The 26382-nt window shown below is 61.8% G+C and carries 27 protein-coding genes and 1 pseudogene; 16 read left to right on the forward strand and 12 right to left on the reverse strand.

What is annotated here, in order from left to right; all coding sequences use genetic code 11:
• Positions 1-86 precede the first annotated feature (86 nt).
• Entirely contained in the window at positions 87-1553 is a 1467-nt protein-coding gene (locus ACP7BV_RS07610) for a diguanylate cyclase domain-containing protein (protein WP_426103142.1), read from the forward strand.
• Here ACP7BV_RS07610 and ACP7BV_RS07615 read toward each other — a convergent pair.
• Positions 1548-2702 (reverse strand): fatty acid desaturase family protein, encoded by a 1155-nt coding sequence (locus ACP7BV_RS07615; RefSeq protein WP_426103144.1) that lies wholly within the window; start codon positions 2700-2702, stop codon positions 1548-1550. The two genes, ACP7BV_RS07610 and ACP7BV_RS07615, sit on opposite strands and share 6 nt — an antisense overlap.
• A 21-nt stretch (positions 2703-2723) precedes the next feature.
• Positions 2724-3815 (reverse strand): ferredoxin reductase, encoded by a 1092-nt coding sequence (locus tag ACP7BV_RS07620; protein ID WP_426103146.1) that lies wholly within the window; start codon positions 3813-3815, stop codon positions 2724-2726.
• Positions 3816-3951: 136 nt separating this feature from the next.
• Here ACP7BV_RS07620 and ACP7BV_RS07625 point away from each other — a divergent pair, with 136 nt between their 5' ends.
• From ACP7BV_RS07625 to ACP7BV_RS07640, 4 genes are all read left to right on the forward strand, one after another.
• Entirely contained in the window at positions 3952-4632 is a 681-nt protein-coding gene (locus tag ACP7BV_RS07625; RefSeq protein WP_426103148.1) for a TetR family transcriptional regulator, read from the forward strand.
• Positions 4629-5339, forward strand: coding sequence for a hypothetical protein (locus ACP7BV_RS07630; RefSeq protein ID WP_426103150.1), 711 nt, complete (start codon positions 4629-4631; stop codon positions 5337-5339). Before ACP7BV_RS07625 ends, ACP7BV_RS07630 begins: the two co-directional genes overlap by 4 nt.
• A 458-nt stretch (positions 5340-5797) precedes the next feature.
• The gene (locus ACP7BV_RS07635) at positions 5798-6004 is read left to right on the forward strand and encodes a hypothetical protein (RefSeq protein ID WP_426103152.1); all 207 of its coding nucleotides are present in this window, start codon (positions 5798-5800) and stop codon (positions 6002-6004) included.
• Between the two features lie 59 nt (positions 6005-6063).
• Positions 6064-6327 carry a hypothetical protein gene (locus ACP7BV_RS07640; RefSeq protein WP_426103154.1) on the forward strand — a complete coding sequence of 88 codons (264 nt, stop codon included), beginning with the start codon at positions 6064-6066 and terminating at the stop codon, positions 6325-6327.
• A gap of 96 nt (positions 6328-6423) precedes the next feature.
• On the opposite strand, the gene ACP7BV_RS07645 is transcribed toward ACP7BV_RS07640, so the two are convergent.
• The 4 genes from ACP7BV_RS07645 to ACP7BV_RS07660 form a co-directional block, all read right to left on the reverse strand.
• Complete coding sequence (locus ACP7BV_RS07645; RefSeq protein WP_426103156.1) at positions 6424-6738, reverse strand: DUF2007 domain-containing protein; 315 nt, start codon at positions 6736-6738, stop codon at positions 6424-6426.
• 67 nt (positions 6739-6805) lie between these two features.
• Entirely contained in the window at positions 6806-7957 is a 1152-nt protein-coding gene (locus tag ACP7BV_RS07650) for a CaiB/BaiF CoA transferase family protein (protein WP_426103158.1), read from the reverse strand.
• Between the two features lie 9 nt (positions 7958-7966).
• Positions 7967-9130, reverse strand: coding sequence for an acyl-CoA dehydrogenase family protein (locus tag ACP7BV_RS07655; RefSeq protein WP_426103160.1), 1164 nt, complete (start codon positions 9128-9130; stop codon positions 7967-7969).
• Positions 9127-10311: a lipid-transfer protein gene (locus ACP7BV_RS07660; RefSeq protein ID WP_426103162.1), complete on the reverse strand. Its 1185-nt coding sequence runs from the start codon at positions 10309-10311 to the stop codon at positions 9127-9129. Before ACP7BV_RS07660 ends, ACP7BV_RS07655 begins: the two co-directional genes overlap by 4 nt.
• A 116-nt stretch (positions 10312-10427) precedes the next feature.
• Here ACP7BV_RS07660 and ACP7BV_RS07665 point away from each other — a divergent pair, with 116 nt between their 5' ends.
• From ACP7BV_RS07665 to ACP7BV_RS07675, 3 genes and pseudogenes are all read left to right on the forward strand, one after another.
• On the forward strand, positions 10428-11060 hold the full coding sequence (locus ACP7BV_RS07665) for a TetR/AcrR family transcriptional regulator (protein ID WP_426103164.1): 633 nt from the start codon (positions 10428-10430) through the stop codon (positions 11058-11060).
• 126 nt (positions 11061-11186) lie between these two features.
• Complete coding sequence (locus ACP7BV_RS07670; RefSeq protein ID WP_426103166.1) at positions 11187-11360, forward strand: hypothetical protein; 174 nt, start codon at positions 11187-11189, stop codon at positions 11358-11360.
• A pseudogene (locus ACP7BV_RS07675) lies at positions 11350-11649 on the forward strand (NAD-binding protein); the annotation flags it as partial. The gene ACP7BV_RS07670 and the pseudogene ACP7BV_RS07675, both read left to right, overlap by 11 nt.
• Before the next feature lie 39 nt (positions 11650-11688).
• On the opposite strand, the gene ACP7BV_RS07680 reads toward ACP7BV_RS07675, so the two are convergent.
• Positions 11689-13644: an AAA family ATPase gene (locus ACP7BV_RS07680; RefSeq protein WP_426103168.1), complete on the reverse strand. Its 1956-nt coding sequence runs from the start codon at positions 13642-13644 to the stop codon at positions 11689-11691.
• Positions 13645-14252: 608 nt separating this feature from the next.
• Here ACP7BV_RS07680 and ACP7BV_RS07685 point away from each other — a divergent pair.
• Positions 14253-14507, forward strand: coding sequence for a hypothetical protein (locus ACP7BV_RS07685; protein ID WP_426103170.1), 255 nt, complete (start codon positions 14253-14255; stop codon positions 14505-14507).
• Between the two features lie 74 nt (positions 14508-14581).
• Here ACP7BV_RS07685 and ACP7BV_RS07690 read toward each other — a convergent pair whose 3' ends face one another.
• The 3 genes from ACP7BV_RS07690 to ACP7BV_RS07700 form a co-directional block, all read right to left on the reverse strand.
• Positions 14582-15433 carry an N-acyl homoserine lactonase family protein gene (locus ACP7BV_RS07690; protein ID WP_426103172.1) on the reverse strand — a complete coding sequence of 284 codons (852 nt, stop codon included), beginning with the start codon at positions 15431-15433 and terminating at the stop codon, positions 14582-14584.
• Between the two features lie 20 nt (positions 15434-15453).
• Positions 15454-16062 (reverse strand): glutathione transferase GstA, encoded by a 609-nt coding sequence (gene gstA / locus ACP7BV_RS07695; RefSeq protein ID WP_426103174.1) that lies wholly within the window; start codon positions 16060-16062, stop codon positions 15454-15456.
• Positions 16063-16173: 111 nt separating this feature from the next.
• On the reverse strand, positions 16174-17784 hold the full coding sequence (locus ACP7BV_RS07700) for a sensor histidine kinase (RefSeq protein WP_426103176.1): 1611 nt from the start codon (positions 17782-17784) through the stop codon (positions 16174-16176).
• A 150-nt stretch (positions 17785-17934) separates the two neighbouring features.
• Here ACP7BV_RS07700 and ACP7BV_RS07705 point away from each other — a divergent pair, with 150 nt between their 5' ends.
• Both ACP7BV_RS07705 and ACP7BV_RS07710 read left to right on the forward strand, forming a co-directional pair.
• A complete protein-coding gene (locus ACP7BV_RS07705) occupies positions 17935-18276 on the forward strand; it encodes a hypothetical protein (RefSeq protein ID WP_426103178.1) in 342 nt (113 codons plus the stop codon).
• Entirely contained in the window at positions 18273-19115 is an 843-nt protein-coding gene (locus tag ACP7BV_RS07710; RefSeq protein ID WP_426103180.1) for an HDOD domain-containing protein, read from the forward strand. The genes ACP7BV_RS07705 and ACP7BV_RS07710 overlap by 4 nt, the downstream gene beginning before the upstream one ends.
• An 85-nt stretch (positions 19116-19200) precedes the next feature.
• On the opposite strand, the gene ACP7BV_RS07715 is transcribed toward ACP7BV_RS07710, so the two are convergent.
• Positions 19201-19539, reverse strand: coding sequence for a hypothetical protein (locus ACP7BV_RS07715; RefSeq protein WP_426103182.1), 339 nt, complete (start codon positions 19537-19539; stop codon positions 19201-19203).
• Positions 19540-20128: 589 nt separating this feature from the next.
• On the opposite strand from ACP7BV_RS07715, the gene miaB reads away from it, so the two are divergent.
• Genes miaB through ybeY form a run of 3 tightly spaced genes read left to right on the forward strand, consistent with a single transcriptional unit; the run spans position 20129 to position 22987 of the window.
• Positions 20129-21487, forward strand: coding sequence for a tRNA (N6-isopentenyl adenosine(37)-C2)-methylthiotransferase MiaB (gene miaB / locus ACP7BV_RS07720; RefSeq protein WP_426103184.1), 1359 nt, complete (start codon positions 20129-20131; stop codon positions 21485-21487).
• Positions 21484-22539: a PhoH family protein gene (locus ACP7BV_RS07725; protein WP_426103186.1), complete on the forward strand. Its 1056-nt coding sequence runs from the start codon at positions 21484-21486 to the stop codon at positions 22537-22539. The genes miaB and ACP7BV_RS07725 overlap by 4 nt, the downstream gene beginning before the upstream one ends.
• A complete protein-coding gene (gene ybeY / locus ACP7BV_RS07730; RefSeq protein ID WP_426103188.1) occupies positions 22523-22987 on the forward strand; it encodes an rRNA maturation RNase YbeY in 465 nt (154 codons plus the stop codon). The genes ACP7BV_RS07725 and ybeY overlap by 17 nt, the downstream gene beginning before the upstream one ends.
• Before the next feature lie 38 nt (positions 22988-23025).
• On the opposite strand, the gene ACP7BV_RS07735 is transcribed toward ybeY, so the two are convergent.
• On the reverse strand, positions 23026-23685 hold the full coding sequence (locus ACP7BV_RS07735) for a phosphatase PAP2 family protein (RefSeq protein ID WP_426103190.1): 660 nt from the start codon (positions 23683-23685) through the stop codon (positions 23026-23028).
• Between the two features lie 202 nt (positions 23686-23887).
• Between ACP7BV_RS07735 and ACP7BV_RS07740 the strand changes: the two genes are divergently transcribed.
• Together ACP7BV_RS07740 and lnt are read left to right on the forward strand one after the other, a co-directional pair.
• The gene (locus ACP7BV_RS07740; RefSeq protein WP_426103192.1) at positions 23888-24766 is read left to right on the forward strand and encodes an HlyC/CorC family transporter; all 879 of its coding nucleotides are present in this window, start codon (positions 23888-23890) and stop codon (positions 24764-24766) included.
• Positions 24766-26322: an apolipoprotein N-acyltransferase gene (gene lnt, locus ACP7BV_RS07745; protein ID WP_426103194.1), complete on the forward strand. Its 1557-nt coding sequence runs from the start codon at positions 24766-24768 to the stop codon at positions 26320-26322. The genes ACP7BV_RS07740 and lnt overlap by 1 nt, the downstream gene beginning before the upstream one ends.
• The last annotated feature ends 60 nt before the right edge of the window (positions 26323-26382 follow it).

Consider the following 26382-nt stretch of genomic DNA (forward strand, 5'->3'; position numbering starts at 1 on the left):
CCAAAATCGCTCATTCTTGAGCAGCCCTGCAATTGCACCACTGCATACTACTTGCCGATCAGGCACCATTTTTGAGGGACCCACGCGTGCACAGCGGACCATCCGAGCAGCCCATCGACAACCCGCCCGACGCGCAGACGGCTTTGGACGCTGCGCTGGCGCGCATTGCCGCACTCGAGGCCGAGAACGCGGCGCTCAGGGCCGGCATCGGCGCGCGCCTGTCGCTGGCGCGCCACGTGGCCGACGAGCGCAGCCTGCTGCGCACCCTGATCGACAATATGCCCGACCAGATCTACGTCAAGGACACGACCGGCTGCTTTGTTCTTGCCAACAACGCTAGCGCCGACTGCATCGGCGTGGCGTCGCCCGACGACCTGCTCGGCAAATCGGACTTGCAGCTGTTCCCCGGCGAATGCGGCCGCCAGTTTTACGACGACGAGCAGGCCATCATCGACTCCGGCACCGCCCTGGTCGACCAGCTCGAGGAAAACGTCAACCACAACGGCGTGCACCGCTGGTTCTCGACCACCAAGGTGCCGGTCAAGGATGAAGGCGGGCAGGTGATCGGCATCGTTGGCATGTCGCGCGACGTCACCTTGCGCGTGGCCGCCGACGAGGCAATCCGCCTGCGCAACCGGGCCATCGAATCGAGCCTGGACGCGATCGTCATCACCAGTTGCCTCAAGCCTGGCAACCCGGTGGTGTACGTGAACCCGTCCTTTGAACGGATCACCGGGTTCTCGTTCGACGAAGCGACTGCCGGCGGCATTGAGCGCTTGCTGGCGCATGATGATGACGACCCCGCCGACCACGCCGGGCCGCAAGCGCTGTTGCTGGCCATGCGCGAGCAGCGCGACGGGCGCGCCGTGCTGCACAGCGCGCGCAAGGACAAGGGCAAGTTCTGGAACGAGGTGCGGGTCGCGCCGGTGCGCGACATGGCGGGGCGCGCCACGCATTTCGTCTTTACAATGAGCGACATCACCAAGGCGCGCGACTCCGAAGAAAAACTCGAGCGCATGGCCAGCCACGACGCGCTCACCGGCCTGCCCAACCGGCGCATGCTGATGGACCGCATGGGCCAGGCGCTGGCGCTGGCTGAACGGGGCAGGTTTTTGATGGCGGTCGCCTTCCTTGACCTGGACCGGCTCAAGTTCATCAACGACACGCAAGGCCATGAAGCCGGCGACGTCCTGCTCAAGTCAGTGGCGGCGCGCATGCAATCATGCGTGCGCAAGTGCGACACCGTGGCGCGTTTGGGCGGCGACGAGTTCGTGCTCATCTCGTTGCACAGCTGCGACGCCGGCAGCGACGCCTTTGCGCGCACCTGCCTGCATATCGGCGAAATGCTGGCGAAAATTCAAAAGGTGCTGGCCGAACCGATCATGCTGGGCGATGCACTCTTTAGCGCCACCTGCAGCATCGGCGTGAGTGTCTACCCGCAGCATGGCAGCAGCGCCGATTTGCTGCTCAAGCATGCCGACGCGGCCATGTACCTGGCCAAAAAGGCCGGGCGCGACAGCATCGCGTTTTATCCCGGCGACAGTCTGTTATAAGGCTACCTTGACGCGTACCGGCGGCGGCCCGTCAAGCAGCGGGCTGTAACCGGGAAAAGTCATGCGCAGGATGCGCAATACCGTGGTGCCAAACTGGCGCGTGAGCGAGCCGCTGTTGTACGGCAGTTTGTAGCGCGCGCACAGCGCGCGCACGCGCGGCGCCACTTCCGGGTAGCGGTTGCTCGGCATGTCGGGGAACAGGTGATGTTCGATCTGGTGACTGAGGTTGCCGCTCATGATATGAAACAGCTTGCCGCCGCCGATATTGCAGGAACCGAGCAGCTGGCGCACATACCAGTGCTGCCGCGTTTCGTTCTCCACTTCCTCCTTGGTGAACACGTGCACGTCCATCGGGAAGTGGCCGCAAAAAATGATCAGGTAAGTCCACAGATTGCGGATCACATTGGCGGTCGCATTGGCGCCGCACACATACAAAAAGAAGGGGCCGGCCAGCAGCGGGAACAGGATATAGTCCTTGAGGATCTGGCGCCCCATTTTGGCGCGCGTCTTGCGCCACATCGGGCCGATGCTGGCCCACGTCATGCGGCCCGACAGAACGCGCCCCAGTTCCAGTTCCTGGATGGCGATGCCCCATTCGAACAGCAGCGCCAGCAGCAGCGCATACACCGGATTGCCCAGGTTGAACGGCTTCCAGCGCTGGTTCGAGAACAGGCGCAGCAAGCCGTAGCCGCCCACGTCGGCATCCTTGCCGAACACATTGGTCCAGGTATGGTGCTTCACATTATGCGAGTGCTTCCACTGGTCCGACGGGCACACGTGGTCCCATTCCCAGCTGCCCGACTGGATCGCCGGGTCGCGCAGCCAGTCCCACTGGGCATGCGAGATATTGTGGCCGATCTCCATGTTCTCGAGGATCTTGGCGCAGCCCAGCATCAGCGTGCCAAGCCCGATCACGGGCCAGAACAGCTGCCAGAGGGCCAAGGCGTGGCCCCATTGCGGCAGCAGCGCCAGGCTGGCGTAGATGACAACGCGCGCGCCCAGCGCCAGGCTGCGCTGGACCTTGATCAGGCGGTAGATGTAGCGCGCATCGCGCTCGCCGCGGCTGTCCATCACTTCATTGCGGATCGCTTCAATCTCGCGGCCAAAGCCGGCGATGTCGTCAAGCGTCAGGTGGGCGGGTATCGACATGGTGGTTTCCTGTTAAATGATTTACAGCGCGAGTTCGACGTCGCCGACGGCGGTGCACACGCATACCTGCACGGTGTCGCCCGCTTCGCTGATCAAGGAACCCGTGCGCGAGTCGCGCACGCAGCCGCTGACCAAGGTTGTGTTGCAGCCGTGGCAGATGCCCATGCGGCAGCCGTGCGGAGGATTTAAGCCCGCGTCTTCAGCCACGCGCAATAGAACGGTGGCGCCGTCCGACTGCGCTTGTACGCCGCTGGCGGCAAACCACACGCGCCCGGCCTTCACGCCGGCCCCCGGCAGCGGCGCCACCCTGGCGTGAAAGCGCTCGGTGTGCAACTGGCGCGCAAGGCCCGCCTGTTCCCAGTGCGCCTCGACCGCGTCGAGCATAGCGGCCGGGCCGCAGGCCCACACTTCGCGCTCGCGCCAGTCGGGACAGGCGCGCTCCAACTGCTGCGCGCTGAAGTGGACGCTGGCCTCCTGCGCACTGGCGCGGGTGTAGTACTTGTGCAGCTGGTAGTGCTTCTGGCTGGCCTGCAGTTCGCCCAGTTCGGCGCCAAAGATCACGTCCTGAACATGTGGCGCGTAGTGCATGTGCACCGTGTCGGGAATGACGTCGTATTCGAGCACGTAGCTGCGCAGCATACTCATGACCGGAGTGATGCCGCTGCCGCCGGTAATGAACAGCGGGTGCACCGGCATCGATTCGGGCAGCACGAATTCGCCCTGCGGCTCGCCCAGCGGCAGGTATTCACCCACCACCACGCGGCGCGCCAGATGCTGCGAGACGCGCCCGCCGTCAACCGTCTTGACGGTGACGGTGATGCAGCCGTCCTCGCGCGCCGGGGCCGACGAAATCGAATAGGTGCGGGTATGGCGCTGACCGTCAATCGGCACGCCCAGGCGCACGAACTGCCCGGCGCGGTGGCTGCGCCAACCGCGCCCCGGGCGCAGCGTCAGCGTGCGCGTGTCGGCTGTTTCGTCCTGCACGCCGACCACACGCGCCTTGAGCACGTGCTCGGTCCACAGCGGGTTGACCAGCTCCAGGTAGTGCGAATGGCGCAGCGGGTAGGCGAACATGTCAGCCAGGCTGGTAAGTGCATTGCGGATCGATGTCATTGGAACCCCTGCTTTATCTCAACAGATCATATTGTGTACAGTCGTACACTCAAAGTCAAGAAGTTGGCGGGGATTTAGAGGTTTGCCCCTCAATCGCACGTGTAAAATGCGGTAACACCCGTACACACTGAACAACATGCCCAATCCAGATATTGACTTGCAGCGACTTGACGTCCACAGCCGTAGCGAACGCAAGGCCGTCTCCCACAGGGCGCTGCTGCACGCGGCGCTCACGCTGGTGGGCGAAGGGCGCAGCTTTACCAGCATTTCGCTGCGCGAGATCGCGCGCCAGGCAGGCATGGTGCCCAATGCCTTTTACCGCCACTTTGCCAGCCCCGAGAATCTGGGGCTGGAACTGGTCGAGGAAATGGGCATCACGCTGCGCCGGCTGCTGCGCGAGGCGCGCCAGGTCGACCCGTCCAAGGGCGACATCTTGCGCCGCTCGGTGCAGGTGTACCAGCAGTATGTGAAGGCGAATCGGCTGGTGTTTCTGTTCATTTCAAGCGAGCGTTCGGGCGGCAGCCGCGTACTGCGCGTGGCGATTCGCCGCGATGTGACGCACTTCACCAACGAGATGGCGCAGGATTTCCGGGACTTGGGGCTGTACAAGGAGTTGCCGACGGCGCGTTTGCAGATGGTGTGCGGATTGATCGTGATGACCATGCTGGCGGCGGCGATTGATATTCTTGATTTGCCGGCGGACCAGCCGTTGCTGGAGCATGAGATGACGGAGAATTTTGTGCAGCAGCTGCAGCTTATTCTGCTCGGTGCCGGGCAGTGGCGCGAAAAACCGTCGCGAGGCGATCTGCCCGCATGAACATCATCGCACTCTTGTTTGGAAAAATGGGAACCGGCGAAACCGCCCCGGTCCCCGTGCGCGCGCGCCTCGATGCGTCAGCCCCCGGCAATTCGGTTCCAGATCTGACGGCCGCAATGGCCGACTATTCCGGCTACACGCGGCAGGGCGCAATCGCGCGCGCTGTCACGCTTCGCCACGTGGAGCTCTTGCCCTCTATTGCCGCGCGTCTCAATGACTGGGTGCCCCAGGTTCGGGACGCAGCCCGTGCAGCGCTCATTACCCTGCTGCCCACCACAGCGCCGCAGGCCATGCTCGCCCTCGCCCCCGCGATCGTCCACCTGCGCAAGGCAGGCCGCCACGATCACACGGCGTGGGTCAATACGTTCGAGCGCGCCCTGATCGCCCAGCTGACACCAAAGGTCCTGTTAGAAGGCATTGGCAGCACGGACGCAAAAGTCGCACGCGCCTGTTTCCAGATCATGCACAGGCATGCCCCTTCAGATGCCGCACACTTGATCGCCGCAGCATTCGCATCGCGAAGCGATATTGTCATGATGTACGAGGCTGCGGCAATGATTTCCCTGCTCCCGGCCGAGACCCGGCCGGCGCTCTACCAAGCGATGCTGCGGTCGGCATTCGGCGCTGTGCGGGCCATTGGTTTGAGCGCCGTGCTCGGGGGTCCGGCCAGCGACGTCAAGCGCGAGACAGCGCTGGCCCACCTTTGATCGCCAATCGGCGGTGCGGGGCGCGGCGATCTCCTACCTCATCACTCACCAGCTTGACACTCCCGCTCCGTACCAGCAGGTGCTGGCAGCAGGTACGGCGACGGCAACTGTACTCCAGATTTGCGTGGTCGCGCTGGGAGGCATGCGGCATCCCGATGACGCTGCAGCGGTGCGTGCGTTCACTGCACACCCGAGCATCCGCATGCGTGCAGCCGCCTATACCGCCTGGCTTAAACTTGACAATACGAGCAAGGACGACATCGCGGCGATGGCGCTGGCCGACCCGGCGCCCAACGTAAAAAAACTGGCCATGCTGATGGTTTCAAGGCACGGCGCCGTCATCCCCTTGAGCACCGCTTGCACGCATTTTTCGAGTCCGCAGGACTGGCCGCCGCTGATGCGCCTTGGTGGAAAACGGAGCCTGGAATGTCATCGAAGCGGTCGCCCGGATAGCGCCCATGGCAAATCTGGACATCCGCGCGTATTTGCGCGACAAACTTGAAACGTGGATGCTCACCGACGCCAGCGACTTTCGGCCCACAACGGCTCAGACGACCTTCCTGCGATCTGATGCGGTATGTGAGACGCTCAAGGCGCTGTGCGGACACGATGTCCGCGATGTGATTGAGCGCCAGCTCGCACTCGCACTGGCGAAACGGCGGTAGGAAATAGGCTGTACGAGGAGTTGCCGACGGCGCGTTTGCAGATGGTGTGCGGATTGATCGTGATGACCTTGCTGGCGGCGGCGATTGATATTCTTGATTTACCGGCGGACCAGCCGTTGCTGGAGCATGGGATGACGGAAAATTTTGTAAGGCAGCTGCAGGTTATTTTGCTCGGTACGCGGCAGTGGCGCGAAAAGGGCCGACAGAGGTTGGGGCTCGGCGCCCCCGCGAGAAAAGCTGAAGGGCGCATTCCGCCAAGCGTCTCGACGGCTCATGGCGGAATGCGCCCTACGGGCTTTTCCGCCCTACGAGGTCGTGAATAAATCAAAATTTTCGACGCGTTTAAACCCGCAAGGCGGCGCTTTTGATAGGCAGATAGGGCGAAGCGATACCCCGAACACGAATAGCAATGCTGTCCGTTACTCGGCTGGCCCGACGTCGGCGTCGTCGCCGAGCGCGTAATCTCCGCGCGCCAGGGCAGCGAGCACTTCCTGCGACTGCTGGATGAACGACTCCGGCACCAGCACCCGCACCCCGCCCATCACGGGCACCATGGGCTGGTTTGACATATTGTCGTCCGCGACCACGGCGGGAATGCCGGCCGCGACCAGGCAGCCGCGCGCCAGGTGCGCTTCGATCGGATCAAGGTAGCGCCCGACCATGAACAGGTCGCGGCCCGGCACTTCCTCGATTTCCAGCATGCCCAGCAGTCCTGTGCGATGTACGTCTTCCATGGCGGCTCCCTGGCGTTGTTGATGCACCCATACTACTCCTCGCGCAGGCGCTTTGGTGCACGCGCCATCAGATCACGCCCTGCTGCGCCAGCGCCGCCACGTCGGCCTGCGACCAGCCCCAGTCGCCCAGCACCGCGGCGCTGTGCTGGCCGGGTATCGCCGGCATGATGCCGATTTCGGGCGCGGTGCGGCTAAAGCGCGGTGCGGGGGCCGGCTGCACCACCCCGCCGACGTCGGCAAAGGTCGCGCGCGCGACGTTGTGCGGGTGGCGCGGCGCCTCGGCCATGTCGAGCACGGGTGCGAAGCAGGCGTCGGTGCCTTCCATCAGGTGGCACCAGCTGTCGCGCTCGCGCGTGAGGAACACGGCGGCGATTTTTTCGGTGAGCGACGGCCACAGCGCGGCATCCATCTGGGCGTCGAAGGCCGGGTCGTCGATGCCGGCCAGCTTGAGCAGCAGCGCGTAGAACTGCGGCTCGATCGCGCCAATCGAGATGAACTTGCCGTCGGCGCAGGCGTAGGTGTCGTAGTAGTGCGCGCCGCCGTCCAGCATGTTGGCGCCGCGCTGGTCGCTCCAGCTGCCATGCGCGCGCAAGCCGTACATCATGGCGCCCAGCAGCGCCGCACCGTCGGTCATGGCGGCGTCCACCACCTGCCCCCGGCCCGACTTGCGCGCTTCCAGCACCGCGCAGACCACGCCAAAGGCCAGCATCATGGCTCCGCCGCCAAAGTCGCCCACCAGGTTTAAGGGCGGCGTCGGCGGCGCATCGGCGCGGCCCATGGCGTGCAGCATGCCGGTCAGCGCCACGTAATTGATGTCGTGCCCCGCAGCCTGCGCCAGCGGGCCATGCTGGCCCCAGCCGGTGATGCGCCCATACACCAGCGCCGCATTGCGGGCATGGCATACGTCCGGCCCCAGGCCAAGCCGCTCCATCACCCCCGGGCGGAAGCCCTCGATGACGATGTCGGCCTTGTCCAGCAGGCGCAGCACAACTTCCTTTGCCGCCGGCTGCTTGAGGTCAAGCGCGAGCGAACGGCGCCCGCGCGCCATCACGTCGTAGCGGGTGCCCAGCATGGGGAAGGGATTGGGCGCGCCCGGCACCGCCTTGCGGTCGATGCGGATCACTTCGGCGCCCATGTCGGCCAGCATCATGGCGGCGAACGGGCAGGGCCCGAGACCGACCATCTCCACCACGCGCATCCCTGCAAGCGGTCCGGTCATGGGTTCCCCTTACAATGAGCGCGCAATGATTTCTTTCATGATTTCGTTGGCGCCGCCGTAGATTCGCTGCACCCGCGCGTCCACGTACATTTGCGCGATCGGGTATTCCAGCATGTAGCCGTAACCGCCGAACAGCTGCACGCACTGGTCGATCACCTTGCACTGCAGGTCCGAGATCCAGTACTTGGCCATCGAGGCACGCACCGTGTCCATGCGCCCGGCAATGGTGTCTTCGATGCAGCGGTCGATGAAGATGCGCGCCACCGTCGCCTCGGTCTTGACCTCGGCCAGCACGAAGCGGGTGTTTTGCATGTCGATGAGCGCCTGGCCGAAAGCCTTGCGCTCGCGCGTGTAGTCGACCGTCAGCTGCAGCGCGCGTTCAATCGCGGCCACGCCCGCCACGCCCAGGATGGTGCGCTCGTACGGCAGCTCCGTCATCAGCTGGGCAAAACCCTTGCCCTCGACGCCGCCCAGCACGTTTTCAGACGGTACGCGGGCGTTATCGAAAAACAGCTCGCAGGTGTCCTGCCCTTTCTGCCCTACTTTTTCCAGGATGCGGCCAACCCGAAAACCCGGATTGTCCTTGGTTTCAAGCAGCAGCAGCGAGACACCCTTGTGGCCCGCGTCAAGATCGGTCTTGACCACGACGACGACCAGGTCGGCCAGGTAGCCGTTCGATATGAAGGTCTTGGAGCCGTTCACGCTGTAGCCGTCGCCATCCTTGACGGCGGTGGTGCGAATGCCCTTGAGGTCTGACCCCGCGCCGGGCTCGGACATGGCGATGGCGGCAACCATTTCGCCGCTGGCCAGCCTGGGCAGGTACTTAAGTTTCTGCGCCTCGGTGCCCTGGTTCAGGATGTAGTGTGCCACGATGGCATGCACATGGATGCCGAAGGACATGTCGCCCGCGTAGCCAAGTTCCTCGAACACGATCGACTGGTGCGCAAAATTGCCGCCCGAGCCGCCGTATTGTTCGGGGATGTCGGCGCACAGGATGCCCATCTCGCCGCCCTTGTTCCACAGCGCGCGGTCGACGTGCTGCTGCTTGCGCCAGCGCTCCTGGTGCGGCGTGATCTCGCTGCCGACAAAGCGCCGCACAGCATCGCGAAAGCCTTCCAGCTCGTCCGTCATCCAGGCCGATGTTCCCGTGACGTTGTAGGTGCTGCTCATCATGCCGCCCGATACATGGTAACCACGCAGGCGCCGCCCAGGCCCAGGTTGTGCTGGAGCGCGACGCGCGCACCTGCCACTTGCCGGGCGCCGGCCGTGGCGCGCAGCTGGTGCGTCAGTTCGTAGCACTGTGCCAGGCCGGTGGCGCCCAGCGGATGGCCTTTAGAGAGCAGGCCGCCGGATGGATTGGTGACGACCTTGCCGCCGTAGGTATTGTCGCCATCGCTGATGAATTTGTCGGCGCCGCCCTCCGGGCACAGGCCCAGCGCTTCGTAGGTGATCAATTCATTCTGGGCGAAGCAGTCGTGCAATTCGACGACGTCCAGTTGATCGGGGCCGATGCCGGCCTCGGCGTAGACCTTGGCCGCAGCCGCCTGGCTCATGTCGTAGCCGACCACGCGCATCATGTCGTCCGACTCGAAGGTACTGGCGCGGTCGGTCGTCATGGCTTGTGCGGCGATGTAGACGTCGGCTTTCAAGCCGTGCTTTTTCGCAAAATCTTCCGACACCAGCACCGCGGCGGCCGCGCCGCAGGTGGGCGGGCAGGCCATCAAGCGCGTCATCACGCCGGGCCAGATCATCGGCGCGTCAAGCACGTCCTGGGTGCTCACCTCCTTGCGAAACAGTGCCAGCGGATTGTTCACGGCGTGGCGGCTGGCCTTGGCCCGGACCTTGGCAAAGGCGTCGAACGGCGTGCCGTATTTTTTCATGTGCTGCAAGCCGGCGCCGCCAAAGTAGCGCAGCGCGAGCGGAATGTCGGGCATGCCAACGAGCTTGTCGGTGACGGCGTCGAACGGGTCGAACGGGCTGGGACGGTCGTTGAACACGGAGCCGAGCGCGCCGGGGCTCATCTGCTCGAAGCCGAGCACCAGCACGCATTCGGCGGCGCCGCTGGCGATCGCCTGGCGCGCCAGGAACAGCGCCGTGGAGCCGGTGGAACAGTTGTTGTTGACGTTGACGATGGGGATGCCGGTCAGGCCGACCTGGTACAGGGCCTTCTGGCCGCTGGTCGAGTCGCCATATACATAGCCGGCGTAGGCTTGCTCGATATCGTCGTAGGCCACGCCCGCGTCGGCGAGGGCCGCACGCGTTGCCAGGGCGCCCATCTCGTCATAGGGGGCGCTACTGCCCGGCTTGGCGAACGGGATCATGCCCACGCCCGTTACAAAGACTTTGCGGCTCATTGTCGGCTCCTGAAGGATTGCACAGTGTAGATTGGTTAATTAGGTCATTCGACCTAGACTTGGCAATTATAGGTCACTCGTACTATTTATTAAAGCCCCATGCGATAATGTTGCCCATGCCGACCACGCCTACTTCGCTCAAAAACAAGTCGTCCAGCACCACTGAAAAGGGGCTGGGACGGGCGCACGACATCCTGCGGGCAGCGCGCGGCTTGCTGGCGGCGGAAGGCTACGCGGGTTTGTCGATGCGTAAGGTGGCGGCGGAAACGGGGATGAGCCTGTCCAACGTGCAGCACTATTACCAGAGCAAGGATGCGCTGCTCGAAGCGCTGCTGCTGTACACAATGAACTTGTTCCAATCCAAGATGGATTCGATCTCGGCGGCCATGACGAGCGCCTCGCGCATCGACAAGTTCTTGTCGACCTGCGACATGTTTCTGGAAGAAATATCCGACCCGGTCACGCACGCGATCTTTTTCGAGCTGTGGGCGCTAGCTTCGCGCAACGAATTCGCTTCGCGCCTGATGGACAAGATGCTGGGGCGCGAACGCAAGGCCATCTTCAATCTGATTCGCGGCTTGAACCCGGCCATCGGCGACGACGAATACATGCAGCGCGCCATCCTGATGGTGGCCCAGATCGAAGGCTTGATGCTGTTCCGCCTGAGCAAGGCCGAACGGCGCGAACAGTTCATGGCGGTGCGCGCGTCGGTGCGCAAGGTCTTGCTTGCCCTGGCCACGGTGCCATAGCGCTCGCCTGCCATAGATCTCGCCTGCTATAGATTTCGCCTGCCATAGATCTCGCCTGCCGTAGCTCTCGCCGGCCGTCGCTCTCGCCTATACTGGTGCATCGGCCATCATCAGGAGCGCCAGCGCATGCCCCATAACATCAGCCTGATCACCACCATCGCCGCCGCGCTTGGCTTCGGCCTTATCTTCGGCATGCTCGCCGTGCGCCTCAAGCTGCCGGTGCTGGTTGGCTACCTGGCGGCCGGCATCCTGATCGGCCCTGCCACGCCGGGCTTTGTCGCCGATGTCGCGCTGGCGTGATATTGCGGCGGTGGCGGGCAATGCCGCCGATCCCGCCGTGCTGATCCAGGCGCATATCGCCAATGCGGCATTGCTGGTGATTGCCACGCCCGACACCTTTCATGTGCGGGCGATGATCCAGACTGCGCGCGCGCTCAATCCGGCGATCAAGACCTTGGTGCGCAGTCACAACGAGCAGGAGGCGCAATTGCTGCGGTCGGAAAATGTGGGGATGGTGCTGATGGGAGAGCAGGAGCTGGCGCGCAATATGGCGCGCCATGTGCTTGATGAGTTAAAACCCGGCCACTGAACGTTGGCAGACGTCAGGGCCGGCGCGACCGGCGCTTGCTCAAACGGCCATGGCGTCGCCGCACAGCTTCAGGCGCGGCAGCGCAATGTGCGCCATCAGCATGTCATGCCGTTCTTCGAGCAAGGCAAACACGGCATCCTTGGACAGCACGTACTGCTCGAGCAGCGTATCCTTGATCGACTCGATCACCGCCTTGTAATCGCGAATCGCGCCCAGCGTGTAGGTGTAAAGCTCGTCGGATTTTTCTTCGACCTGGCGTACCGTGCGCTCGCCGCCGCCCTCCTGCTTGAGCTGCGTGTAATCGATCTTGGAACGGGAATACATCGAGAGCCGATTGACCATCAGATTGAGCATCTTGGTCGCCTTTTCGATATCGTTCTGGCTGCCCACGGAGATACCCCGCGCGCCGTAAAACAATTCTTCCGCCGCCACGCCGCCGTACAGCTGGATGACATCCTGCTCCAGCTCTTCAAGCGTGCGCAGCGACACATCATCGCCCGACTGCAACACATAGCCCAGCGCGCCAAGCTTCGACACCGATTCGGTACTAATCTTAAGCAAGTGCGACTTTTCCTTTACCTCGGCCAGCGACAGGCCCTGGCGCAGGTAAGGATCGATCTGCATGAAGAAATGCCCCAGCTCATGCAAGGCAACGCGCTCGCGCTGCTTGTGCTTTTCCGCCGTGGTGGCGCGGTCGGTCAAGCCCAGCGTGGCGCGCTCAAAGGCGCGGAACATCAGGTCGGTATTGATGATCGCTTTTTCCTGGATCGAAATCATGCTGGCGCGCTCGACAACCGTTTCCAGCAAGGCAGGACTGAGGTTGGCGGTCATTTCGGCGACTTGACCGAGATCAAGATCATTCCAGTCAACCAGGCCATCTTTCTTGCGGCCAAGGAAACTCTTGAGCAGCTGTCCGCGCTCACCCTTGTTCGGCAAGCGGAAATTGATCTTCACGGAAAACCGGCGCAGCATCGCTTCATCCATTTCCGACGAGGCATCATCAAAATTGGACGCCACCACCCAAATCACGCCCGCGCCCTTGTCGCTTTTAACCCCGTCGAGCAGGCCCAGCAGCGTATTAGCCGTGTCGTCTTCCCATTTTTTTTCACCGCGCCCGCGCGGCATGAACAAGGTTTGCGCTTCATCAAGGAAAATGATGCAGCTGCCGCGTGCGCACGCCTTGCGGTAAAGCGCGTTGAGCGCCTTGGAGCCGCCGCCCACGTATCCCGATTCCAGCGCCGACCCGGAAGCCTGGATCAGCGGCACGTTGAGCTTTTTGGCCAGGTAGCCAACGAGCTTGGTCTTGCCGGTGCCGGCAGGTCCAGTCAGCATCACGTTGAATGGCTTGTCGATATTGTGCGACTTGTACTCGCTGCGGTTGCGGATCATGTCTTCAAGGTGCAGCACTTCCTGCTTGATGTCCTCCATGCCGATCAGGTCATCCATGCTGCCCTTGAGCTTGTCGGGCATGATGACGGCCGCGCTCATGCCCATGCCCGGGATACCGAACTTAATCGCATAGGCAATGAGCAGGATCACGAAAATGTCGAGGGCGTGGCGTTTCAGAAACGCGAGTGCCTCGGCGGTGGCCGGGTTCTGGCCTTCATCGAGGAGGACGGCCTTGTGCGATTCCAAAAAGTCATCCTTGGCGATCGAATACGGAATGGCATTCTTGAGCAAGACTTCGCGCTCCAGGCTCAGGTGCGAGGTACTGGGCACCTTGACCACGTGCAATTGCGGCGCATCCTTGAACTTGAACACATAGCGCGGCGACTCCGACAGCGGTTTGGCCACGAGCAGATATTCCAGGCGAGCCTTGTCGGCCGCCAGCGCGGTGATGCGGGAAATATCCTGCGAGTGCACGAGTGGGCTCGGGTCTTGCGGCACGTCGGATTTGTAGATTGCCAGGCCGACCATCAGTGCAAGCAGCAGCGCGGCGGCGAGCCGCACATAGACATTCTTGAAGGCAATCTGGAGTTTGGAAAGGTTGGGCATATCGATACTTTATGAATGATGGTTGCGCTCTGGTCAAACAGCGTAAGTTTTGCGCGGCATAGGTTAAGCCTGGCAAAAACAGCGGCGTTCGATAGCATGGGAGCCGCAATCCATGGACTTCAATCGATGTCGCTCTACGTTCGGGTACATGTTGGCGCAATAGCCAGTCATGGACCATTTGCCATCAGTTTAGTGCTTGAAGGCAATAAGAATATGAAGACTATACCGTCAAAAAAAATGGAGGTATACCAAGAAATGTCGAAAAAATTTTGCGACGCAACAGCTGTAGACAACTCGACAATCGTATCGTTATCAAGCTGCCAAAAGGTCCTTGCCTGGACCGCTGGGTAGCGGCTGCGGCAACAAGCAGTTCACTCATGCATGGTAAAGGCCGATCGTTAGAGGATCCTTAAACCTTGCGAGACGGATATATTTAATGGGTGGCATGCATGACGCGCCGTGCTTTTCACGCATGGAAACGAACGGCGAAAATACCAGACATTCAATCGAATCCCGATGGCCCGCCGCAGCCCGGCATGGTTAAATAAAGATGTGGTTTGCTCGCTGGACGCTGCGATATTTATTGCATTGCAACACGGGAGATTGTCATGAAAACTGTCGCAATGTTTGCCGTGCTGGCGCTGGCGTGTACAGTGGTTGCGCCCGCCTGTGCACTTGAGGAAGTTGCCAGCAGCGCGGTGGCGCAACAGCGTCCTGCGCTGGCCGCCGTGCCCGGCCCGGCCGTCACGCCTGGCTGGCACCTGCCGGAATTGCCCGAGCCCGATGTCGTGCTGATGATGCTGGTAGGTCTGGTGCTGATCAGTTACCGCGCCAGCCGCGACAACGATGAAAAATTCAAGTAAGCGCACGTGAAAGAACACGGCGAAAAAAAACGCCGTCCAGTTTGCACTGAACGGCACCAGTGTGACATGCGCAGTTATTCGTAAAACTTTGGCGCGTGCTTGAGCTTCTGGTTTTGCTCCAGGTCGTGCTGGATCCAGAACTGCGCCTTGTTTTCCTTGATGAACGCCGCCATCTCGTTCATCGACTTGAGCGACGTTTCCTTATCAAAGTTAAACGATGGCACGCGGCGGTTTTCCCAGTTTTTGGTAAAGTGCGCCAGGTCGCCCGACAACACCACGTTGCCGGTTTTTTTCAGCTTGACGAACAAAGACTGGTGCCCCGGCGTATGCCCGATGGCGCGCTTGATGACGACCGAACCGTCGCCAAACACATCATGGTCGCCCGTCAGTTCCTGGCGCGGGTTGGCCGCAAGCGTCGGGTAATTCTTGGGGTCATTGCCGAACTTGGCCGCGTCCGGACCAAACGCTAAAGCGAGCTCTTCCTTTTGCATCAGCAGCGTCGCTCTCGGGAACAGGCCCACGTTGCCAATGTGGTCAAAGTGCATGTGCGACAGGCCCAGGAAAGTCACCTTTTCGGGGGCGATGCCGGCTTCCTTCAGTTGCGCGGCGACTGTCTTTTTCAGGCTGCCATGAAATTCCTTGCCGAGTTGTTTACCGTCGGGCATGGCGGCCAGTTCGTCGCTCAAGCCCGTATCCCACATCAGCACGCCTTTCGGATGCACGATCACGTAGCAGGAATCGGTCAGCGTCTTTTTCTGGCCGGCGTCAACGCCAGGGCTGAACACGGAAATGTCCGAGACGGCAATGGTGCCGCAATCCATTGCGTACAGACGGACGGCGGCAGGGGCATCTGCGGTCCCGGCCGCAAACGCGGTCGAGCCCAGCAGCATCAGGCTTGCGCACAAGGCGCGCTTGATCAAGGTCATGGCAGGTCTTTCTTGGTTGGTCAATTGAGGAGGCCTTCGGCTTTCATAGCCGCTTGCACGGCGGGACGGGATGCGATCCGCTTCTGGAACGCGGCAATATTGGGGAACGCCGACAGGTCGACTTTCAGCATGCCGGCCCAGTTGGTGACAACGAACAGATAGCCGTCGGCCACGCTGAAACCGGTGCCAACGAGGTACTCGCGGCCTTCGAGCATGCGCTCGACATAGCCGTAGCGCTTGGTCAGGTTGGCCCTGGCGTTTTGCTTGGATTCATCCGAGCCTGCCGGGTTGAACAGCAGGCTGTAATTCTTGTGGATTTCAGTGCCGATAAAGTTAAGCCAGCTCATCATCTGATAGCGCTCGATGCTGCCCGCTGCCGGCGCCAGGTTCTTGGCCGGGACCTGGTCGGCCAGGTACTGCACGATGGCAGGGCCTTCGGTCAGCAGCACGCCATCGTCGGTTTCGAGCGCGGGAACATAGCCCTTGGGGTTGATGGCGGCGTAATCTGCCCCGGACGCGGTCTTCTTGCTACCCAGGTCGACCTTCTCGATCGTATGCGGCAAGCCTGATTCGTGCAGGATGATGTGGGGGGAGAGGGAACAGGCACCGGGGCTGAAATACAGTTTCATGATGATCCTTTGCAAGGTAATGACGCGAAAAGGGGTTCGCGCAAGGTCTCGATCGGTGTTTTTGAGGCATGCCGAGAATACAATAGATTTTTCGTTCGTGCTTGGCGCTTCTCAATCGGGTACGCGAACACGCGCCGCCACCGCCTGCCCCACTCCCGACAAGGTGGCCGCGCCCGCCGCTTCCTGCGCCGTCACGCGGGCAATGCGCAGTGTGAAATGGGTGCCTTCGCCCACCGTGCTGGCCACGGCGATGGTGCCGGCAAATTGCTTGACGATCAGGTTGTAGACGATATTGAGCCCGAGTCCGGTACCACCCTGCCCCCGGCGCGTCGTGAAGAAAGGATCGAAAATGCGGTCCAGCACATCGGGGGCAATGCCCTTGCCGTCATCCCTGACGTGCAGCTCGACAATGTCACCGTCCAGGCGCGCGCTGATCTCGATTTTGCCGGGCGCATCCGGCTCGAAAGCGTGCTCCACGCAATTGAGCGTGAGGTTGGTGATGACTTGCGCAAAGGCGCCCGGATAGCTGTCGAGCACGATTTCCGGCGAGCAGTTCAACACCAGCTTGATCGGGGTTTTTTTCAGTTTCGGCTGCAGGCTGGAAACGATCTCCTCGATATAGTCCTTCAGCCCAAAAGGGCGGCGCGCCTCGCTGGTCTGGTCCACCGCGATCTGCTTGAAGCTGTGGATCAGGTGCGCGGCGCGGTAAGCATTGTTCATGATCAAGCGCGCGCTTTCACTGGCAGTGTCGAGGTAGCGCAAGATCGCCGATTTTTTCAGGCCAACCGTATTGACCGCTTCCAGGATCTCGTCGGTGGCGGCCTTGAGCACCGAGGCGCTGGTCAGCGCGATGCCCACCGGCGTATTGATTTCATGCGCCACGCCGGCCACCAGGCTGCCCAGCGACGCCAGGCGCTCGGCCTGCAGCAGCGACTCCTGGGTCTGGCGCAAGTCTTGCAGCGCCGTTGCCGTTTGCAGCGCGGAACGGCGGGCCGCATCCTCGGCTTCGCGGATGCGGACAATGGTGGACTTCAGGCGGCGCTGGATTTGATTGAAGCCGCGGATCACGTCGCCGAGCTCGTCGCGCCGGTTGTCGGGCAACTCTTCCACTTCATCGGTGCCGCGCGTGGCCAGGTCGAACAAGCCATCACGCAATTGTTTGAGCGGCTCGAACACCATGCGCAGCGACAGCGATAGCGCCAGCACCAGGAAGATGTCGAGCAGCAGTACTTCAAGCACTTTGCGCATCAGTTCCGACGCCAGGGCCGCGTCGATTTGTGCCCGGCTGAAGTTGATGACAACCTTGCCTACTGACACAGGCTTGATCGATGCACTGGCCAAACCGCCGTCCTGGAACACAAGAATGGCTTCCACGGGAGTACCGGCAGGCTCCGGCTGCTGCTCGACCGGTAACAGCTGGCCCTTGGGCGTGCGCAGCTTGCCGGCGAACAGGCCGACCGAAGTGTCGTAGACGCGGATCGCTACCACTTCAGGCGGCAACATTTCCGCGTCCACAATGCTATCGACCTTGGATTTGTCGAGGTCCCACAGCGCCGAGGGTAGGCTGATCTGCAAGCGCGTCAGCACACCCTGGCGCAAGCGCTGGTTGCTCGCTTCCAAGTCCTTGCCGAGCGAATATTGGGTATAGCTGCCGGAAATGGCAAGCACGAGCGTGACGATCACGACGAACAGCAGTTTTAGCCGGTTTTGAATACTGAACATCGACACTCCCCCGAACCACGCTCCCCGCTCCGATCGCGGCAGGCCCAATGTACGGTAAGCACTGCGCAATGGCAAGATATCAAAAGATTCCTGGCAGCAGGACAGCGCCGTTTTGCGATGGTAATATCTGACTAACCACAGGAGGCCGGCATGAGCGCAGCTTACCAGCACCTGGCGCTGACAGACGTCAAGCCAGGAATGATTTTATCGGACGACTTGCTGGACCGCCAAGGTCAGGTATTGCTGCCCCAGGGCGCCGTCCTGACGGCCAAGACCATCGCCTTGCTGCCCAGCCACGGGATCGACATGCTGGCCGTGCTGTGCGGCGACGCCGCCCCCGGCGCGCAGGACCGGCTTGACCACAGCACCATCGAGCGCCGCCTGGCTAAACTGTTTCGCAAGAACGATCCCGATAATCACGATGACTGGGCCACCGGCATTTTGCGACGCTACATGCTTGACTACCGCCTCGAGCGGGAGATCGCGCCATGAGCCCCATTGCCATCGACGACATGGTCAGGAACCTGGAAGACTTGCCTTCGCTGCCGGCGGTCGTCATGGAATTGCTGAGCGCCATCGACCAGGACGACATCGACATTTCCGTGCTGGCCAAAAAAGTGTCGCACGACTCGGCGCTGACGGCCAAGACGCTGCGCCTGGCCAATTCGTCGCTCTATGGGCTGCAGGTCAAAGTGACCACGATCCAGCAAGCGATCACCTTCCTCGGTTTCCAGACCACGCGCAACCTGATCACGGCGGCCGCCGTCACGGGCTGCTTTGCCGAAGGCCAATGCCCGCTCTTCAATGACCAGGCGTTCTGGCGCCATTCGATTGCGTCGGCCGCCTGCTGCAAGGTGATTGCGCGGCGCGTACGCTTTAACCAGGATTACGCTTTTACTGCAGGCTTGCTGCACGACATAGGCCGGCTGGTGCTGGTGAGCACCTACCCGGCCCAATACAGCGCCGTCATGGCTTACCGCGACCTGAACGACAGCGCCGTGCTGGACGCAGAACGCGCAGTCATGGGCGTGGACCATGTGCAGGCGGGCATGGCGCTGGCGGAGCACTGGAATTTTTCAGAGACGATGCGGCTGGCGATCGCGCATCACCATGACCCGGACGCGCCGGGTGCAGGTTTGCTGGCGTCGATCGTTCACGTGGCCAACGCCATCGTTCATGCCCTCGATATTGCCGGGGAAGAAGATGAGCTGGCGCCCGAGGTGTCATCGGCCGCATGGACCGCAATGGGATTGAACGAAGAAGCGTGGTTGCACGTGTTCCGCGAAACCGAGCTGCAGTTCGAGGAAATCACGCTGATACTGATGGGCTGACGCCCGCCTTTTACACCGGGTGAAAAGGCGGTATCAGTGGCATTGCTGGACAGGCATGAGCGGCGTCGCCTTCATGCCCGGGCAATTAATGCGCATAGTTACCGGTGGTTGAAGGGTCGGTTGCCGCCTTCTCTTCCGTTGGCTTTGGACGGCCCTGGGCGTCCGACAGACGATACTTGGTGCGGCGATCGCCCATCAGGTCGCGCAGGTCGCGAATGCTCATGCCGGTTACTTCGTGCATGCGGATCAGCAGCGAGGCGCCGACCGGCAAGCGGTGGTGGCGGATCTTGCTGATGACCGGTGGCGCGACTTCGAGCATGCGCGACAGCGCGGCATCGTTCTTCAGCTGCATCTTGCCTAGCAGAATGTCGAGCAGGTGGTTCGGATTGTAGCTTTCCTGTGATGCAAGAGCATGGTGTGCCATGATTTACCTCGTGGTGTGTTGGTTGAAATAATGCCGATCACGAACTTACTAAAGACCATGTTTCATCTTAATAAGTTCCCGGAACATCGCCCCTACGGCAAAATTTAACAAAATGAATCTAAAAAACCCTGTAAGGGAACGCGTCCGGTTCGTATGCGCTCTGCGCCACTCGCCCCCAACCAACCCGGTCCCAAACAACCCGCTAGACTCATATGCCTTAAGTACAACTTACTCGCGCATATCGCTCATTGTTTAGAATCAAGCTATCTGTTGGAAAGCTTGTCACATCGTCATTTCACCACATGGGGACAATTTGTGGCGCACGCAAGAGTTTTTTCCTTTTAATTTTGCTCTGGAAGATACATTCGGAACTCGTTGATTTACAAGGAGAAACAAGCAGCGCACAATTTAAAAAGTGTTAGTCATTCCCGGCAGTAATAGCTGCAAGCAATGCACAACCGAAAACCAGGTTTTTTATTGGCGAGATCTCTCTTCCGTACGCCCGCTTCAGGATCTGTTTTTCGACCGCCGCTGCAATTTACGATAAACTGGCGTCCCGCCTTGTCATTCGCTCAAAGAAACGCACTCCATGCAGAAAAAAGTATTCATCAAGACCTTCGGCTGCCAGATGAACGAGTACGACTCGGACAAGATGGCGGACGTGCTCGGCGCATCGAGCGACATGGTGCGCACCGACACTGCCGAAGACGCCGATGTCATTTTGCTCAACACCTGCTCGGTGCGCGAAAAGGCGCAGGAAAAAGTATTTTCCGACCTGGGCCGCCTGCGCGAACTCAAGCTGCTGAAACCCGATCTGCTGATCGGCGTGGGCGGCTGCGTGGCTTCGCAGGAAGGCGCGGCGATCGTCAAGCGTGCGCCGTATGTTGACCTGGTGTTCGGGCCGCAGACGCTGCACCGCCTGCCGCACCTGATCCGCGCGCGGCGCGCCAGCGGCGACGCCCAGGTCGACATCAGCTTTCCCGAAATCGAAAAATTCGACCACCTGCCGCCGGCCAAGGTCGACGGCGCATCAGCCTTTGTCTCGATCATGGAAGGCTGCAGCAAATACTGCAGTTACTGCGTGGTGCCCTACACCCGCGGCGAAGAAGTCTCGCGCCGCTTCGAGGACGTGCTGGCAGAAGTGGCCGGCCTGGCCGCACAAGGGGTCAAGGAAATCACGCTGCTCGGCCAGAACGTGAACGCCTTTCGCGGCGTCATGGAAGGCGGCGAGATTGCCGACTTCGCGCTGCTGCTCGAATACGTGGCCGACATTCCCGGCGTCGAACGGATCCGCTTCGTGACCAGCCACCCGAAGGAATTCACGCAGCGCCTGATCGACGCCTACGCCCGGATCCCGCAACTGGTGGACCACTTGTACCTGCCCGCGCAGCACGGCTCCGACAAGGTGCTCGGCGCCATGAAGCGCGGCTACACGGGCCTGGAATACAAGTCCATCATCCGCCGCATCCGCGCGGTGCGCCCGAACATGTCGATCTCATCGGACTTCATCGTCGGTTTTCCCGGCGAGAGCGAGGCTGACTTTGAAGCGATGATGACACTGATCGCCGACGTCGGCTTTGACACCAGCTACAGCTTCATTTTCAGCAAGCGCCCGGGCACGCCCGCCGCCAGCCTCGAAGACGACACGCCGCACGACATCAAACTGGCGCGCCTGCAACGGCTGCAGGCGGCAATTGACGCCAACACGCGCAAGTACAGCGCGGCGATGGTTGGCACCGTGCAGCGCATCCTGGTCGAGGGACCGTCCAAGAAGGACGCCGCCGAGCTCCAGGGACGCACCGAAAATAACCGGGTCGTCAACTTCGCCGCCGGTAGCGCCGGCGCGCTGACCGGGCAGATGGTTGACGTGCGCATCACCGAAAGCTTCAATTACACCCTGCGTGGCGAGCTCGTCGCCCGCCTTGATACGATTGCACAAGCCAGTTGAAAAACAAGATCCCCACCCAGCCCGAATATTTCATCCCAGAGCCGCTCGACAACACGCGCCTAGCCCACCTGTGTGGGCCGCTGGACGAAAACCTGCGCCAGATTTCAGCGGCGCTGGACGTCACGATCTTCCGGCGCGGTGAAAAATTCATCGTCAGCGGCAGCAACGCCGCGCGCGCGGTCGAGATTCTCGATCGCTTTTACGCCGTCGCCAACAAGATCATCCCGATCGAAGAAGTGCAGCTGGCGCTGGTTGAACAGCGCACCGGCCTGTACGCCCACGCCCAGACCGAGAGCGACAACAACCAGCCCGTCGGCAACCTGCCCGAGATCGAGATCAGCAGCCCGATCCTGAAAACGCGGCGCAGCGACCTGCGCGGGCGCACCCCGCACCAGATCGCCTACCTGCGCGCGATCCTCGAGCACGACATCGCCTTTGGCGTGGGGCCGGCCGGTACCGGCAAGACCTACCTGGCCGTCGCCTGCGCGGTTGACGCGCTCGAACGCGACGCCGTCAAGCGCATCATCCTGACCCGCCCCGCCGTGGAAGCAGGCGAGCGCCTGGGCTTTCTGCCGGGCGACCTGGCGCAAAAGGTCGATCCCTATTTGCGCCCGCTGTACGACGCGCTGTACGACCTGCTCGGCTTTGACCGGACTCAAAAAATGTTTGAAAAACAGGTCATCGAGATTGCGCCCCTGGCCTACATGCGCGGGCGCACGTTGAACCACGCTTTTGTGATCCTGGACGAAGCGCAGAACACGACGGTCGAACAAATGAAAATGTTCCTGACCCGGATCGGCTTTGGCAGCAAGGCAGTAGTGACCGGCGACGTGACCCAGGTTGACCTGCACAAGACGCAAAGGAGCGGCTTGATCGACGCCGTGCATGTGCTCAAGGACGTGCGCGGGATCGCCTTTACCCAGTTCACCAGTGTTGACGTGGTGCGCCACCCGCTGGTGGCGCGCATTGTCGACGCCTATGAAACGGCAGCATCAATCGAAGAACTGGCCGCACTGCCCAAACCCGGCGCCAAAAATGTCCATAAAAAATAAGCTGTCCTTGTCCGTCCAGTACCCGGACGCCCGACTGCAGGAATCGGTCACGCGCCAGAAGGTGCGGCGCTGGGTGCAGGCGGCCTTGCTGGGGCCGGCCGAACTGACCGTGCGCTTTGTCGACGCTGAAGAAGGGCGGCTGCTCAATCGCGATTATCGCAACAAGGATTACGCGACCAATGTGCTGACCTTTGCCTATAACGAGGGCGAGGAGTTGGCCGACGATGAGCCGACCCGCGCCGATATCATCTTGTGCACCGACGTGCTGGAACAGGAATCGACCGAGCAGAAAAAGACGCTCGAGGAGCATGCCGCGCACTTGATCGTGCATGGGGTGCTGCACGCGCAAGGTTACGACCATGATGACGACGACCAGGCGCAGGAGATGGAGCAGTTGGAGCGCGACATTCTTGCGGCGATGGGTTACGCGGATCCGTACGCCGAGTAATCTGCCACCTGCATTGGTTCTATTTGGTCGCCGCGCCCTCACCCCACCAAGCGCCCTTCACGCCAGCGGCGCGCATGCGCCCCGCTGAGCGCCAGCCCCACCACCCACGCCAGCGCCGCCGTCCACCCCGCCAGAATATCCGACGGAAAATGCACGCCCAGGTAGGGCCGCGACATCCCCACCATCAGCACGAACAACACCGCAATGGCCGTCACATGGGCGCGCCACTGGGAGCGTCGGAACAGCACCACTAGTGCGGCCGCCGTGGCCATCGAACACATGGCGTGCCCGCTTGGAAAACTGAACGAATTTTCCGGTGCGATCGACTGCCAGAAACTTGGCCGGGTACGCTGGAAAAATTCTTTCGCCAGCAAATTGAGCAGCAAGGCGCCGCCGGTGGCCAGCACCCAGAAGGTCGCTGCATGCATCTTGCGGCGCCACACGCAGAAGCCGAAAATGGCCAGATTAAACGGCAGCAAGCCGTAGGTGGACCCTGCAATGCTGGCGCCCAGCATGATGCTGTCGAACAGCGGCGTGGAACGCGCATGCAGGGCGGCCATGATCGGCTGGTCGAACCAGAAGGGATGCTTGTCGGCCACCTCGTCGGCCAGCAAGCCGAACAGGACCAGGGGGATCAGCACGCACAGGAACAGGACCAGCAAGGTTCCGTGGCGTTCGAGGAAAGTTTCGTCATTCATCGGGCGGCAGCTTCACGTAATTACCAAGCGTCCATTATCTCCGCGCCGCGCTTGCTTACCAACATTATTTTTTTGGCATCCGCACCGATGGCGCCACGACATCGTGCGGGCTTCCCGAAAAACGCGCTCAATCCCGCTAAAAAGCGGGCAAATCCACTTTTGGTGTATCCTATGCCTATTGCAACAACGGCTCACGCCAACTATGCCAGAGCACTCTTATGACGTCCGTCCCGACGCCAAGACCCACCGGTCACTGTTTGAACGCCTGACCGCACTGATCTCCCCCGAGCCAGAAAACCGCGCCGAGCTGCTCGAAGTGCTGCACGACGCCCACGAACGCAACCTGATCGACGCCGACGCCCTGTCGATGATCGAAGGCGTGTTCCAGGTCTCGGACCTGTCCGCGCGCGACATCATGGTGCCGCGCTCGCAGATGGATGTCATCGACATTTCCAAGCCGATCGAGGAATGGATGCCCCAGGTGCTCGCAACGGCGCACTCGCGCTTTCCCGCCATCGAGGGCGAACGCGACAAGGTGATCGGCATCCTGCTGGCCAAGGACTTGCTGCGCTACTACGCCGAAGAAACCTTCGACGTGCGCGACATGCTGCGCCCCGCGATCTTCATCCCCGAATCGAAACGCCTGAACGTGCTGCTGCGCGACTTTCGCGCCAACCACAATCACATGGCGATCGTGGTGGACGAATACAGCGGCGTGGCCGGCCTGATCACGATCGAAGACGTGCTCGAACAGATCGTCGGCGACATCGAAGACGAATACGACTTCGACGAGGAAGAAGACAATATCCTCTCGATCAAGGAAGGCCAGCTCGGCCCCCGCTGGCGCATCAAGGCCCTCACCGAACTGGCCCAGTTCAACGAGGAACTTGGCACCAGCCTGCCCGAGGACGACGTCGACACCATCGGCGGCCTGGTCGCCAATCACCTTGGCCGCATGCCGCACAAGGGCGACGTGTTCGACATCGCCCACCTGCGCTTCGAGGTCTTGCGCGCCGACGCGCGCCAGGTCCACGTGCTGCTGGTAGAAAAACTGCCCCTGGCCGAAGACGAACGCGACTGATGCGGTGGCGTCGTTCTACCGCGCGCGATCCGGCCGCGCCACGCGCGCCGCGCACCACCGCGCTGCCGATGCTGTTTGCCGCCTTGGCCGGCGCGGCGAGCGTGTTTTCGTTCGCCCCCTTCGGCTGGTGGCCGGTCGAAATACTCTCGCTCGCCTTCCTGTTCTACCAGGTCGGCATGGACACCAATATTCGGCGCAGCACCTTGATCGGCTGGGCCTTCGGCTTTGGCTGGTCGGTCGCCGGCATGCACTGGCTGTACATCACCATGAACCGCTTCGGCAACATTCCCGGCCCCATGGCGGTGGGCGCGGTGTGCCTGCTGGGCCTGTACATGGGCTTGTTCAGCGCCTTTGCCACCGGCGTTTCGACCTGGCTGCGGCGCCGCATGACGCTGCCCGTCAAGAGCTTTTTACTGCTGATTTTGCCGGTCGCCTGGGGCCTGTCGGAGTGGATGCGCGGCTGGGTCATGACCGGCTTTCCGTGGGTCGCTTCCGGCTACGCGCATAACAACAGCCCGCTGGCCGGCTACGCGCCGCTGGTCGGCGTGTACGGCGTGGGCGTCATCGTGGCGCTGTGCGCCAGCTGCATCGCCATGCTGACGCAAAAGTGGCGCATGCTGGGCGCTGGCGTGCTGGCCGCAACCATGGCCGCCGGCTTTGGCCTCACTTACGTGCAGTGGACGCAGCCGCAAGGCCAGCCGATCACGGTGCGCCTGGTGCAAGGCAATGTGCCGCAACAAGACAAGTTCGACAAAGAGCAGGTCGCCGGTGCCATCGCCATGTACCGCAGCCTGGTGCTGGCCGGGCGCGCCGACCTGATCGCGCTGCCCGAAACAGCCTTGCCCCTGCCCGAAAATCTACCGCCCGATTACCTGCCTTCGCTCGAACAGTACGCCAACACCACCGGCAGCCACCTGCTGTACGGGATTCCGATTTCGGACGGGCCGCGCATGTACGCCAACAGCATCAAGGGTTACAGCCCGACCGGCCAGGCCTACCGCTTCGACAAGCAGCATCTGGTGCCGTTCGGCGAATTCGTGCCGGCCGGCTTTCGCTGGTTTGTCGACATGATGCAAATTCCCCTTGGCGACATGACGCGCGGCGCATCGGTGCAGCCTGCGTTCGCGGTCAAGGACCAGCTGGTGCTGCCCAATATCTGCTACGAAGACGTGTTTGGCGAAGAGATCGCGCTGCAGCTGCGCAGCGCCGCGCGCCCCGCCACGATCTTGCTCAATGTATCGAACCTGGCCTGGTTCGGCGAATCGGTCGCCATCCCGCAGCACTTGCAAATTTCGCAGATGCGCGCCATCGAAACCGGGCGCCCGATGCTGCGCGCCACCAACAGCGGCGCTACGGCATATATCGATGGCCGCGGCAAAGTGGTCGCGGCGCTCCCCAACTACACGCAAGGCACGCTGGCCGCGACGGTGCAAGGCATGGGAGGCATGACGCCTTTCATCCGCTTTGGCAACTACACGATGCTGCTGCTCGCTGCGCTGGCGATCGGCGCTGCATGGTGGTCGGGCCGAAAGTACGCAAAAACCGGACAAAAGTGACATCGTTGCCACCGTAGTGGCCACCTAAGTCGCCAAAGCGGCCCAGTACCGGGCCAAAAC

Source organism: Massilia sp. TSP1-1-2 (assembly GCF_049896185.1).
GTDB lineage: Bacteria > Pseudomonadota > Gammaproteobacteria > Burkholderiales > Burkholderiaceae_D > Telluria_A.